Raw genomic sequence first — 13,506 nt, forward strand, 5'->3', positions numbered from 1 at the left:
CCTTTGAGCCGTCAATACAACGCTTTTACCAAGCCCTTATCAACCTCATAGCATTTCGTTATGATATCGTTACTCTCAACCGCGCCTAACGAAATGCTTGTGAAAGTCACTTCATCACTCGCCTGTTGTTGTCTTAACTAGACGTTAATACCTGATTAATCCGTCCGTGCATACGCCTTTGTGTGTATTTCATTATCCTATAAAATCTATAGGTTAAAAAATTGTAATGATTACCAAGCTTCAATTTATAAATCATGTTGCCGATGAGGTTTTTACAAGATGCCCAGATTTTGACTAAGAAGATAGTCGTAAGCATCCTCGTTTTTCTGCTACCACTCACCATCATTGCAGGGTGGCTTTTGCTCATTAAAACTTTGTGGAACAATTAGATAAACCCGATCATGGCTTCTGACCAGACATTAGCTTCGAGAATTACCCGCGATGCGCTCATCAGCGTTTTTTTGTACTCCCTTCCCATCCTGGCGTTGTTGCTGTGGTGCCAGCTTACAGGCGAAACGCCCTGGAACGATGGTCCGCCAAAAGACATCTCACACGCTCTTCCCGCAGCGTTTCAGTTTGCGGAGCCGGTTTTCAGAAACTTTAAGAGCTGGGGCCTGCCGGTATTTATCTTACTCCTCGGAGTAGCTGAATTTGCCTTAGGGTTGTACGATAACAAGTGGACGAAAAACGAGAAAACCCTAGATCTGGTCTGCTTTTTTGCCCCCAAATTATTGATACCGCCAACCATCGCCTTTTTCAGCCTGCAAATCCTGCCTTATCTGCTACCAGACTACAAAGGTGTGTTTGCGTGGGTGCCGTTCTGGTGTGGCCTGTTTATCATCGCGGTAGCCGACGACCTCACGCAGTACTGGTATCATCGGCTGCATCACCAGGTGCCTTTCATGTGGCGCTTTCACCGTACTCACCATTCAGCACCGTACATGGGTATGGCGATGGCTTCGCGGCAAAACTTCATCTACACGATCTTCTTTTCGCAGACGTACCTGACAGCTACGTTAACCTACCTAGGTTTAGGGCTACCAGCCCTGTTTGTTACGGTGATTAAATCACTGATTACTACAACGGCGCACAGTAGCATCCCCTGGGATAAGCCCTTCTACAAGTACAGAGTATTGCATCCGGTTGCCTGGGTGCTGGAGCGGCTCATTTCGACCCCAGCTACGCACCATGCCCACCACGCCGACTCAAACGACGACGGGATCGGGCACTACAAAGGCAATTTTGGCAATATGTTTTTCATCTGGGATGTCATTTTCGGCACCGGCATCATTACCCGCCAGTACCCGGCCTCCTTTGGCATTAAATTTTACAAAGAAGAGGAGTGGTACGCGCAATTCCTGTGGCCTATTTTTAAATCCAAAAAGGAAGGCAGTGAGCTGGCCGCTGATGGTCCAGAGGTCGGTGACGCCATTGACGTGGCCCCTCAGCCAGAGCTGGCCCGAGCCTAATGCCCTATTGACGTGAATATACCATGAAACAAACCCTGCCAATCCTCGCGCTACTGCTGGCCAGCCCATTCATTCAAAAAAATGAACTGGTTGATAACGTAATGGGTGTCGAACCGCAAAAAGCGATAACCTTCGGTGAAGGCCCTCTATGCCGAATCCCGACTCGCGCGGCCGTTATCCGTTCCGGCAGCTCACCCACATCGAACGACAGTCGTGGGAATGCGGAGATGGTATTAATTAAAGGAGGCAGTTTTTCGATGGGTGCGGCCGAGTTTGTGGATGCACGGCCGATTCATGCCGTCAGGGTCAACAACTTCTGGATGGACAAACACGAGGTGACCAACGCCCAGTTTGCGCAGTTTGTCAAAGCAACGGGATACGTAACCGTAGCCGAACGCCCGCTGAATCCGGCTGACTATCCCGGCGTCCCGGTTGATAAGCTGGTGCCAGGATCGGCGGTGTTTACGCCCCCTGCCCGGCCTGTGTCGCTGCAAAATCCGTTGCAGTGGTGGCAGTACGTAGCGGGAACAAACTGGCGTCATCCGCTGGGGCCCAGGAGCAGCCTCGTGGGCAGGGATAACGACCCAGTCGTTCAGGTCTGCTACGAAGATGCAGTGGCTTATGCTCGGTGGGCGGGTAAGCGCTTACCAACCGAAGCCGAATGGGAGTATGCGGCCCGCGCCGGTCACAAAGGAACCAAGTACTATTGGGGAAGTGAGTTGAAACCGCAAGGCAAGTGGGTAACCAACATCTTTCAGGGCAACTTTCCTAACGCCAATACCGCCGAAGATGGTTTCCGCACGACGGCTCCGGTACAGACGTTCCCGGCCAACGCGTTCGGCCTCTATGATATGGAAGGCAATGTGTGGGAATGGTGCAGCGATCTCTACCGGCCGGATTATTACCAGAAAAGCCCCGCCAACAACCCGAAAGGACCAAGTGACAGCTATGATCCGGAAGAACCGGGCACCATCAAGCACGTACAACGGGGCGGCTCTTTCCTGTGTAGCGACCAATACTGCGTCCGATATCAGGCGGGCAGCCGGGGCAAGGGCGAAACCTCGAGCGCGAGTAACAACTTGGGTTTCCGGTGCGTACGGTCGGCTCAGTAACAGTAATTATAGTCTAATCTTTAATTAATTAACCCCTCAGTTCATAAAAAAGCCAGTCCTGTTCCAGCAGGACTGGCTGGTCAAAAAACAAGGCGCATACTCAGTGGCAACTGAATGAGCAGTCGTTGGCACGACTGTCATGGGTCCTTATTTTCTATAACCGGTACAAAACAATGAAAAAAACGTTTATCGTATTACTATGGATTTGGATACTTATCCAACCGCTGCGACACTATGCCCAGACCGCTGCGCCCGTCATAAACTCGACGCTTTCGGGTAGGATCGTCGACGATAAGACCAAAGAACCATTAATCGGCGCTACCGTTCAGATCAAAGGAACCACTAACGGAGCCGCTACCGACACCGATGGAAAATTCTTCTTAAAGACGGGGCAAACGCTTCCGTTTACGTTGGTTGTCAACTACGTTGGGTATAGCCCACAGGAAATACAGGCTACCACCAGCACAATCAGCATTGAGCTTAAGGAAAACGCCAGCCAGCTTAGCGAAGTGGTGGTCGTTGGTTACGGTACCCAGAAACGCAGCGATATTACGGGATCTATTGCATCGGTACCCTTAGAGGTTAGAAACCAGCCCGTTGCTTCGGTAGAACGACTCCTGCAGGGTACCATTCCTGGTGCTATTGTTACGCAAACATCCGGGCAACCCGGTGGTGGTGTTAGCGTACAGATCCGGGGTAATAACTCCATCACCGCGGGTAGCGACCCCCTCTACGTAATTGACGGCTTTCCGATCAACAACGACTATTCATTGAACGATGCCGGTGTCACGAATGGATCAAAAATTAACCCCTTGTCGTCGATCAACACCTCCGATATTGAAACCATTGACGTTCTGAAAGATGCGTCGGCAACGGCTATTTACGGATCGCGGGGGGCAAACGGGGTGGTTATTATCACGACCAAGAACGGATCGAAAGGCAAATCTTCGGTCAACTATGACGCCTACTACGGTGCGCAGAGCGTAATCCGGACCATTCCGTTGCTCAACGCCGGTGAGTGGTGGCAGCTTCGCAAAGATGCAGCCACCAATTCGGGAAAGACCACTACGTTGCCAACTGCCCTGGGCTATTCGCTGGACACGTCGGGCGTGGGTACCGACTGGCAGGCTGCGGCCTTTCGGGTGGCTCCTATTCAGAACCACAACATTTCGATTTTGTCCGGTTCAGACCGTACGCAGTTAGCCATTTCGGGTAATTACTTCAAACAGGATGGCATTCTGCAGAACACGGATTTCCGACGCTACTCGGCCCGCATCAATCTGGCGCATGAATACAATTCGCGGTTCAGAATTACGGGTAACTTAACCGCCAGCAACACAAAGGCAAACGTAGCTCCCGCTGCCATTGTGGGTAACTTACTGCTTACGCCCCCGTCTCTGCCTATCTACACAAATGATGGTACGTTCGTTGTCAACAGCCCTTTCGAGTCCAGCCTTCAGAACCCGATCAACTCACTGTATAACCAGTTGAACGAGACCATTACAAATCGTATCCTGGGTAACATCTCCGGTGAGTATACGATCGCCGACGGGCTAAAAGCAAAAGTGTTGATTGGTACCGATATCGTTGATAACAAACAAAACCGGTATCTTCCCAGCAGCACTGCCGAAGGGCAGAGTTTACAGGGTAATGCGCTCGTCGGCTCGGTATTCACCTCCAACTGGCTGAACGAAAACACGCTTAGTTACGACAAAGTCATCAACGAACGCCATACCATCAACGCAGTTGTTGGGTTTACGGCGCAGCAGTCCGACACCAAGGGAGCCGTTGCCGAAGCGGCTGGTTTTGCCACCGACGCGTTTAGCTACAACAACCTGGGAACGGGCATCACCAACCGAACACCAGGGTCATTCGCCAGCAAGTGGGCATTAGCCTCCTACCTGGCCCGGGTTAACTACGGGTTCAACGACAAATATTTAGTAACCTTCACGGTTCGGGCCGATGGTTCTTCCCGATTCGGCGAAGGCAACAAGTGGGGGTACTTCCCGTCGGCGGCTTTTGGCTGGAACGTGAGCAACGAGCCTTTCTTCGCATCAGTGCGTAACATCAGCGTGCTGAAGCTTCGGCTGAGTGCGGGGCTGACGGGCAACCAGAGCATTCCGCCCTATCAGTCCCTCTCCCAACTGGCGTATTTCCGGTACAACTTCTCGAACGCGACGGTCTCCGGCTTTGCGCCGAATACGGTGCCTAATCCGAACCTTGGCTGGGAAAAAACCTTCCAGGTAGACGCCGGTGTTGACCTGGGGTTGCTGAACAACCGGATTCAGGTTACGGCCGACTACTACTACAAAAAAACGACCGATCTGCTGCTAAGCCGTACGGTTCCGGGCACCTCAGGGCTATCTAATTTCTACAATGGTCAGGCTTCTACCATTTACCAGAACATTGGTGCCGTATCTAACCAGGGATTTGAGCTGTCCGTTAACTCACGCAACCTGACGGGTGCCCTGAAGTGGAACACGATTCTGGTGTATTCGGCAAACCGCAACAAAATCCTGAGCCTCGGCGAGGGCGTTGATCAGATTATCCCAGACATCTCTTCGCCTTCTATTGCCAAAATAGGGTATCCACTGGGCTCATTCATCGTCTACCAAACGGATGGCGTCATCCAGTCCAGAGATGCCGCCTTAACTCCCCAGGCCAACAAAAGTCCGGGTGGTCAGAAGTACAAGGATATAAACGGCGATGGTGTTATCACCCAGGCCGGTGACCGCATTGTAATTGCCAACCAACCTGGGTTTAACGTGGGCCTGACGAACACCTTAAACTACAAAGGCTTCGATCTGTCGATCTTCTTTCAGGGGTCTATCGGTGGGAAGCTCTACAACGCCAACCGGGCCAATCTCGAACTGGGCACCGGCTATACGAACGCATCGAAAGACCTGCTGAACCGCTGGACACCGACGAACACAAACACGGACGTAAAAGCGGCTTTCCAGGACCCGGCCATCACCATCTCCGACCGCTTTATTGAGGACGCTACGTATTACCGCCTAAAGAACGTTTCGCTGGGCTACACGCTTCCTAAAACACTGCTGACCAGAGCTAAAATCAAAAACCTGCGGGTGTACGTTTCGGCGCAGAATGCCGCTACCTGGACGAACTACACGGGCTATGACCCGGAAGTGAGCCTGAACGGCCAGTCGCTTATCAATAAGGGCATCGACAACGGCGTGTATCCCAACAACAAATCGTATCAGGTAGGCCTTTCGCTTTCGCTGTAATCCGGCCACTCTTCTACATACTGACCATGAAATTATTGAACTACGCAGCAGCCGGATTGATTGCGCTATCGCTTACCGCCTGCAAGGAATTTTTGAAAGAAGCCCCCGAAGCCTTGATTTCGGAGGACCAGTATTATAAAACTCAGGCCGACGCCATCAACGCGGTTAATGCGGTGTACTTTCTGCTAAACTCAGGGGGGAGCACCATACAAACGCCGTATAACACCCTGTTTAACACGGGCATGAACATGGCCGGCGACGACGAAGATCCAGGGCCGGGCGCGACAAATCCCGATGTTCGCTCGCTGTCGGTGCTGGCCCACTCCTCAACCAATTTGCGGGTGTACGAACTCTGGCAGCAACACTACGCGGCTATTAAAAAAGCGAACGTAGTACTGGAGAAAATTCCGGCAATCAGTTTCGATGAAACGCTGAAAAACCGGCTATTGGCCGAAGCTAAGTTCCTGCGGGCGCTCTATTACTTCAACCTGGTTCGGCTTTACGGCGATGTTCCCCTGATTACGGAATATCAGAAGTTTGTAACCGCATCAGACTACGCCATTGCCAGATCACCATCAACAAAAGTTTATGAACAGATTGAAAAGGACTTGACCGAAGCGGCTACGGTACTACCAGCCTCCTACAACGCGCCAGACGTGGGCCGCGCTACGCAGGGTGCCGCCAAAGCGCTGCTCGCGAAGGTGTATCTAACAAAAGCCTCCTTACCGCTCAACGTTACATCGCACTATGCTGACGCAGTGAAAAAAGCCGAAGAAGTGTTGTCAGCAGCCGATGGTGGAACAGGTACGTATGGGTATAACCTTTTCACCAACTACGCCGACGTATTCCTGCCCGCGTCTAAAAACGGCGTGGAGCATATTTTCTCAGCGCAGTTTAAATCCAACGCACAAGGCCAGGGCAACAACGAAAACCCGCGGGCTATTCTGTCCTCCATTCCGGGGTTATCGGGTAACTACGCCCACATGGTCCGGTATTACACCCAGGGCAACGATAAGTTTTACAGCATCTACAAGATGTATAAGCCAGCCGATAAGCGCCGGGATGTCACGTTTGTCCGGTACTTTGTCAGCCCGGCCAACGGTCGGAAGTATGCCTTACTCATCACCAATTCGACTATACCGAACGATTCCACTCCCTTCTTTCACAAGTGGTGGGACCCAAGCTCCACATCGGTTACCAGCGAAGCGGCTACGAACGTACCGATTCTACGCTATGCCGAACTCCTGCTGATTCACGCCGAAGCAGAGAACGAGGCCAACGGGCCAACGGTGAAAGCGTACAAATCGCTGAACCGCGTCAGAAACCGGGCCGGACTCCCTAATCTAACCCCTGGCCTGACAAAAGATCAATTCCGCGACTCGTTGTATCTGGACCGACGGCTGGAGGTGGTGTACGAATACCAGCGCTGGTTTGATCTCATCCGCCAGAAAGATGCGTCGGGCAAAAGTACGTTCGTGGCTAACCTGCAAAAAGTAGGCAAAACGAACGCGGCCGACAAGCACCGGCTGTACCCAATTCCTCAGTCGGAGATCGACAACAATAAATTACTGACGCAAAATCCTGGCTTTTAATCCCTCACGTTCTCCTCTCCCATGAAAACATCGCTCAATAGTATTCATACCGTATCGCTGGCAGCTCTGACGGTCTTAGCCACTGGTGTTCAGGCGCAACACACGCCCATTCCTGCCTTTCAGGGTAGGCTGGGCAAAACGGTTAGCGAAACGAAACAATGGTGGGCCCCGGCCAATAAAGCTCCGCAAGGCGCCCCCAACATTGTCTGGATTCTGCTGGACGACGTTGGTTTTGGCGCGGTCAGTTCGTTCGGCGGTTTAATCCAGACGCCCAACCTCGACCAATTAGCGTATAACGGCCTTCGTTACACCAACTTCCACACAACGGCGATCTGTTCGCCCACCCGGGCCGCCTTGCTAACGGGCCGGAATCAGCACTCGGCACACATGGGTCTGTTCCCCGAAACCGCCATCGGCACGCCCGGCTACGATGCTCAGATCCCCTTTGAAAAAGCTACTGTAGCCGAAATCCTGCGCGAAAACGGCTACAATACCTTCGCGCTCGGGAAATGGCACATTACGCCCCTCACCGATCTGACGCCGGCCGGGCCGTTTAACCGCTGGCCGACGGGGCGGGGGTTTGAACAGTTCTATGGTTTCCCCTCACGTGGCAGTACCGATCAGATTCACCCTGAATTGTGGGAAGGAATTCACCGGGTGCCCGACGAGCAAAACGGCAAGTACCTGAATGAACGCCTGGCCGACCGGGCTATTGAGTACATAGCCGACCAGAAGTCGGCCGACCTTAACAAGCCCTTCTTCCTGTATCTGGCAACCGGAGCGGGTCATGCACCCCACCAGGTCGCGAAAGAATGGTCGGACAAGTACAAGGGCAAGTTCGACGGTGGTTGGGATAAGTACCGCGAGGAAGTGCTGGCCAATCAGATCAGATTGGGCATCGTGCCGAAAACCACGCCCTTGCCTCCCCGCAATCCGGGTATCAAGGACTGGAACACCCTGTCGGCGGAGGAGAAGAAGCTGTATGCCCGCTTCATGGAAGTGTACGCCGGATTTGTGTCCCATGCCGATTATGAAATTGGCCGGGTAATCAACTACCTTAAAGAAATCAACCAGTTCGACAATACCCTGATTTTTGTGTCCGTTGGCGATAACGGCGCCAGCAAAGAAGGAACGTTCGTGGGGACGATCAACAACGTAGGCACTGACCTGACCGAAGAGCAGCGGTTGCAGAAAAACCTCGAAAAGATTGACCTTATCGGTACCGAGTTTGCCAAAGCCAACTATCCCTTAGGCTGGGCTGCGGCTACCAACACGCCGTTCCGGCACTGGAAGCAGGATGCCAATTCGGAAGGCGGCACGCGCAATCCGTTGATTGTTCACTACCCAAAAGGCATCAAAGAAAAGGGCGGTTTACGAACGCAATACAGCCACGTTACGGACATTTTACCGACAACGCTTGAGCTGATTCACGCGCAGGTGCCGCAAAGCATCAACGGCTACAAACAGGAGCCCATCGAAGGAACGAGCCTGGCCTACAGCCTCAACGATGCGAAAGCTCCTGCCCGGCACACGGTTCAGTACTACGAGATCAAAGGCAGTCGGTCCATCTACCAGGATGGCTGGAAAGCGGGTGCTCTGCACGTAAAAGGGCAGCCGTTTGCGCAGGACAAGTGGGAGTTGTACCACGTAGCGCAGGACATCAACGAGATCAATAACCTGGCCGAGCAGCACCCGGCTAAACTCAAGGAACTGATCGCCCTGTTCGACCGTGAAGCGACCAAGTACAATGTCTACCCGCTAAAGGACGAAACCGATCCGTTTGAGTTGCCCAATGCCTATCGGCATCTGAACAAGGTGGTGCTTTACCCCGGTCAATCGACCGTACCGGACATTGCCAGTCCTTTTGCCGTCAAACGCTCGTTCAGCCTTACAGCCGACGTCGTCATACCGGCGAATGGTGCAGAGGGGGTGCTGCTGTCGCGGGGTGGCCGCGCGGGTGGGTTAAGCCTGTTCGTCCAGCATAAAAAACTGCACCTGACTTACGTACTGGGCGACGAAACCAAAACCAGCGTCACTTCCGACAATACACCTATCCCGACGGGACCCGTTCAGCTTCGGACTGACGTCACCTACCAGCCCAACGGTCAGGGGCTCGTCAGTCTGTACATCAACAACACAAAAGTTGGCGAAGGAACGCTGGCCAAAACACTCGGTAACCTGTATTCGCACGAAGGCGTTAACGTCGGTTTCGATGATCTCACGCCAGTTTCGGATACGTATAAAGTGCCGTTTGCCTTTACGGGCAAGATCAACAAAGTCACGATTGATTTTGAAGCGTCGCAGCAGTCGTACTTAAAATCAGGCAAATAAGCATGTTCACTATAAAGAAAGCGCTGATGAGCTTTTGTCTGTTGCTTACCTTGGCTACAGCCGTACACGCGCAGACCGATGGTAGTTATGTATTATCAAAGCAGGAGAAGGCCGCCATTGACAAGGTGCTCGACGATTACCTGAGCACCTTCAATGCCAAAGACCTGAAAGGCTGGGAAAGCACGTATCAGTTTCCGCACTACCGGCTCGCCAGCGGCAAAATGTCGGTGCTGGAGCGGGCCGGATTACGCGATTCAATCAGTGTGTTTGGTCCGCTGCAAAAAGCGGGTTGGGACTACAGCAAGTGGGATCACCGAAACATCGTTCAGGCGTCGCCCGAAAAGGTGCATGTCGATACGAAGTTCACTCGCTACCGGAAAGACGGCAGCAAAGTGGCTTCTTATGAATCGCTATACGTATTGACCAAAGAAGACGGACGCTGGGGCGTAAAGCTGCGTTCCAGCTTCGCTGAATAGCACTCTGGCAACGTATTTATCTAAACTACCGCCATGCGTTACAGCAGATATCGGCTCATTTATACCGGCTTACTGGTCCTGGGCTGGCTTATTCCTTTCGGATTGCTGGCCCAGACGCCCGCCGACCGACCAAACGTTCTCTGGATTGTCAGTGAGGACAACAATACGTCTCTGATTGGCTGTTACGGGAATGCGTACGCCACAACGCCGAACATCGACCGGTTTGCCAAAGAAAGCATTCTGTACAAAAATGCGTTTTCGACTGCCCCGGTTTGTGCGCCCTCCCGGAACACGCTGATCACGGGCATGTATCCGCCCACGCTGGGCACCGAGCACATGCGCAGTACGTATCCCGTGCCATCGTTTGTGAAGTTCTTTCCGAAGTACCTGCGGGAAGCCGGCTACTACACCACCAACAACTCGAAGAAAGATTACAACACAACGGATCAGCCGGATGCCTGGGATGACTCAAGCGATTCGGCTACGTATAAAAAACGGAAAGCCGGTCAGCCCTTCTTTGCGGTTTTCAATCTATTCGTATCGCACGAAAGCTCGCTCCACCAACCTCTGGCGTCGTTACACCACGATCCCGAAAAAGCCCCCATTCCGCCGTATCACCCCCGTACCGCTGAGTTCAAGCACGACTGGGCACAGTATTACGACAAAGTGGAGGAAATGGACCGGCAGTTTGGCAAGCTACTCAAGGAGTTGAACGAAGCCGGGTTGGCCGAAAACACGATTGTGTTTTACTACGCCGACAATGGTGGGGTGCTGGGCCGGAGCAAACGATTCATGTACGAATCCGGCCTTCATGTGCCTCTCATCGTCCACTTGCCAAAAAAGTACGCCCATTTAGCGCCCAATAAAGCGGGCTCGCAGACTGATCGGCTGGTCACGTTCCTCGATTTCGCGCCTACGATTCTGAGTTTGGTAAGCATCCCCGTTCCGGATTACATGCAGGGGAAGCCATTCCTGGGACGTCAACAGAAAGCCGACCCCGCATATGCTTATGGCTTCCGGGGGCGGATGGACGAAGCCATTGACCTATCGCGGTCGGTGCGGGATAAGCAATTTCGCTACACCCGCAATTACCTGCCGCACAGGATTTACGGCCAACACCTGGATTACCTATGGAAAGCGCCGTCCATTCAATCGTGGGAGACGGAATACAAAGCCAGGCGACTCAACGAAGTGCAGTCTCGGTTCTGGCAACCCAAACCCACCGAGGAGCTATACGACGTAGCAGCCGATCCGCACAACATTCATAACCTGGCCAATGATCCTAAGTACGCCAAAGAACTGGTTCGGTTGCGGAAAGCCAATAACCAATGGCTCCTCGAAAGCAGGGATGTTGGTTTTATTCCCGAAGCGATCCTGTCGGACATCGCTGGCCAAACGCCATTATACGACTATGCTAAAGCGGGCAAGTACAACCTGCAACGGGTCATGGAAACGGCTACGCTGGCTTCTTCGCGAAACCTGGCGGATGCGGCTGAACTCATCAAACGGCTCAAAGACAACGACCCGGTAGTTCGGTATTGGGCGGCCACGGGTTGTACCGTGTTAAAACCCGTGGCCGCAAAATCGTCACTGCCCCCCTTGCTCAAGGATTCGGAAGTGGCGGTGCAGATTGCCGCGGCTGAAGCTCTGTATCAACTCGGCGAAAAAGAAGCAAGCATCGCTACGTTGAAGCAGGCCCTGAGCAACTCTAGTCGCCCGATTCGGTTGCAGGCGCTTAATGTCCTGCAAACCGTTGGCCGCGACGCTACGTCAGCCGCTGATTTGGCCAGGGAATTGATTGAGAAGAACCCTTCCAGGAATCCCGTCAACGACTTATACGACGTTCGGGCCGCTCAGACCTTACTGAATACGCTGAACCAATAACTTCTGCATACGATGCGTAGGACGCTCCTATTTCTGGTGGCCGTTATGACAACAGTGCCCTTGTTTGCCCAACAGAGTTCGGCCAGAAAACCGAATGTCATTATCATCATGGCCGATGATCTGGATAGTCGGCAACTGAGCTGCTACGGTGGTAAAAACATACGTACTACTCACATTGATGCATTAGCCAGCGAAGGACTAAAATTCAACCAGATTTATACGTCTGAAGCGATGTGCGTACCGACTCGGGCGTCACTGTTCACGGGCTTATATCCGGTGCGGCATGGGTCGTTTCAGAACCACAAACCCGTTTATGATACGCTCAAAAGCGTGGGTCATTACCTGGCCGATCTGGGCTACCGCGTGGGGCTAACAGGCAAAGACCACGTCACTAAGCCTAAAACCGTCTTTCCGTTTGAGATTATCCAGGGCTTTGAACCCAATTGCGTGGCGCCCACCGACGACTACACGCTGGACGGCGTAAAGAAATTCATCACCCGGAATGACAAACCGTATTGCCTGTTTGTCATGAGCATCAACCCGCACGCTCCCTGGACTGTCGGTGACACAACCGAATTCGACCCGGACAAACTTGTTCTTCCCGAAAACTGGGTTGATACGGAAGTGACTCGTCGTCAGTTCGTCAAGTACCTGGCGGAAGTCCGGCGCCTGGATAATCAGGTCGGAGACATTGCGAAGCTATTGAAAGAAACTAGTCAGGATAAGAACACAATCGTCGTGTTTCTGGGCGAGCAGGGTGCGCAGTTTCCGGGGGCCAAGTGGAACCTCTGGGACGCCGGTCAGAAAAGCTCAATGCTGATCAAGTGGCCGGGCAATGTCAAACCCGGCACCCAGACCGATGCCCTCATTCAATACGAAGACATTACGCCTACGCTTATTAACGTAGCAGATGGCCAACCCATTGCGGGACTGGATGGTAAAAGCTTTCTACCTGTTCTACTGGGCAGGAGCCAAACGGCACGACAATACGCCTACGGCATTCATAACAACATTCCGGAAGGCAGCCCCTACCCCATCCGCAGTATCCGTGACACCCGCTACAAACTGATCGTGAACCTGACCCCGGATCAGGATTACTATAACCGCTTCATGATGAACGAAAAGCAGAAAGACCGGAATTCTGTCTGGTTTTCCTGGACTACCCAGGCAGCTACTAATTCGAATGCAAAACGGATCACCGAGCGGTTTGTCAAACGGCCAGCCATCGAATTCTATGACACCCAGACCGATCCATGGGAGTTCAACAACCTCGCCACCGATCCAGCGTATCAGGAACGCATTAAGCTATACCAGCAGAAATTACAGGCCTGGATGAAGCAGCAAGGCGACCAGGGAGCCGCGCTTGATATCACGTACGCACAAAAGCCGTAACCACC

8 protein-coding genes are annotated in these 13,506 nt (G+C 52.8%); all 8 read left to right on the plus strand.

Going from position 1 to position 13,506, the window contains the following annotated elements; all coding sequences use genetic code 11:
* Nucleotides 1-401 precede the first annotated feature (401 nt).
* The 8 genes from ACFSUS_RS14250 (at nt 402) to ACFSUS_RS14285 (ending at nt 13,501) form a co-directional block, all read left to right on the plus strand.
* Nucleotides 402-1,469 carry a sterol desaturase family protein gene (locus tag ACFSUS_RS14250; protein WP_381523645.1) on the plus strand — a complete coding sequence of 356 codons (1,068 nt, stop codon included), beginning with the start codon at nt 402-404 and terminating at the stop codon, nt 1,467-1,469.
* Nucleotides 1,470-1,492: 23 nt separating this feature from the next.
* The gene (locus ACFSUS_RS14255) at nt 1,493-2,581 is read left to right on the plus strand and encodes a formylglycine-generating enzyme family protein (protein ID WP_381523648.1); all 1,089 of its coding nucleotides are present in this window, start codon (nt 1,493-1,495) and stop codon (nt 2,579-2,581) included.
* 173 nt (nt 2,582-2,754) lie between these two features.
* Nucleotides 2,755-5,826: a SusC/RagA family TonB-linked outer membrane protein gene (locus tag ACFSUS_RS14260; protein ID WP_381523650.1), complete on the plus strand. Its 3,072-nt coding sequence runs from the start codon at nt 2,755-2,757 to the stop codon at nt 5,824-5,826.
* Nucleotides 5,827-5,852: 26 nt separating this feature from the next.
* The gene (locus tag ACFSUS_RS14265; protein ID WP_381523652.1) at nt 5,853-7,418 is read left to right on the plus strand and encodes a RagB/SusD family nutrient uptake outer membrane protein; all 1,566 of its coding nucleotides are present in this window, start codon (nt 5,853-5,855) and stop codon (nt 7,416-7,418) included.
* A 21-nt stretch (nt 7,419-7,439) separates the two neighbouring features.
* Entirely contained in the window at nt 7,440-9,749 is a 2,310-nt protein-coding gene (locus ACFSUS_RS14270; protein ID WP_381523653.1) for an arylsulfatase, read from the plus strand.
* A 2-nt stretch (nt 9,750-9,751) separates the two neighbouring features.
* Complete coding sequence (locus tag ACFSUS_RS14275) at nt 9,752-10,225, plus strand: hypothetical protein (protein WP_381523654.1); 474 nt, start codon at nt 9,752-9,754, stop codon at nt 10,223-10,225.
* Between the two features lie 33 nt (nt 10,226-10,258).
* Nucleotides 10,259-12,109 (plus strand): sulfatase-like hydrolase/transferase, encoded by a 1,851-nt coding sequence (locus ACFSUS_RS14280; RefSeq protein WP_381523656.1) that lies wholly within the window; start codon nt 10,259-10,261, stop codon nt 12,107-12,109.
* A 12-nt stretch (nt 12,110-12,121) separates the two neighbouring features.
* Nucleotides 12,122-13,501 (plus strand): sulfatase family protein, encoded by a 1,380-nt coding sequence (locus ACFSUS_RS14285; protein ID WP_381523658.1) that lies wholly within the window; start codon nt 12,122-12,124, stop codon nt 13,499-13,501.
* Nucleotides 13,502-13,506: the final 5 nt, after the last annotated feature.

Source organism: Spirosoma soli (assembly GCF_042684525.1).
Lineage (GTDB): Bacteria > Bacteroidota > Bacteroidia > Cytophagales > Spirosomataceae > Spirosoma > Spirosoma soli.